The organism is Devosia geojensis (assembly GCF_000969415.1).
Lineage (GTDB): Bacteria > Pseudomonadota > Alphaproteobacteria > Rhizobiales > Devosiaceae > Devosia > Devosia geojensis.
This window is the reverse complement of record NZ_JZEX01000099.1, coordinates 1-480: the sequence shown is the minus strand read 5'-3', so window position 1 is coordinate 480 and position 480 is coordinate 1. Positions and strand designations below refer to the sequence as shown.

Annotated in this window: 2 pseudogenes; one reads left to right on the top strand and one right to left on the bottom strand. The window is 65.2% G+C overall.

From position 1 onward, the window contains the following. Positions 1 to 30: 30 nt before the first annotated feature. A pseudogene (locus VE25_RS23690) lies at positions 31 to 279 on the top strand (metal ABC transporter permease); the annotation flags it as partial. Here VE25_RS23690 and VE25_RS23685 read toward each other — a convergent pair. Continuing rightward, positions 267 to 422: pseudogene (locus VE25_RS23685) on the bottom strand (metal ABC transporter permease); the annotation flags it as partial. The pseudogenes VE25_RS23690 and VE25_RS23685 sit on opposite strands and share 13 nt — an antisense overlap. Between the last annotated feature and the right edge of the window lie 58 nt (positions 423 to 480).

Sequence of the window (480 nt, the reverse complement as noted above, 5' to 3'; positions counted from 1 at the left end):
CGCGGCGGTCTCGCCAGGATCAAGGAGCTGGTGACCGTCGGCCTGGTCCGTGGGACGGAGCGCGTCAGTCACGTGCCGGTCTTCGCGATCGATCGGGTGCTCTACGTACTGGTGACCCTCACCGTCGTCATCTCGGGGCAGGTGCTTGGAAACATTCTGGTACTCGCGCTGCTGGTGACCCCGGCGTCCACGGCTCGTCTGTTCACCAATCGGTTGTCGACGATGATGGTGCTGGCACCGGTCATTGGCGCCGTCTCACGGTCCAGGCCGACGGTCACCAGCTCCTTGTGCAGGGCACGCTCGGCGGCGAGGATCAGCGCACCTGCGACGCACACGATGACGATGTCGTCATTGCTGATGCCGGTGATCGACCCGAAGAGGAACTGCTGCAGCGACCCCGAGTACCCAGGGGCTCGGGAGATGATGACGATGCCCAGCGCGAAGGCGCCGGCGAAGAGGATCCCGATGACGGAGTCCTCC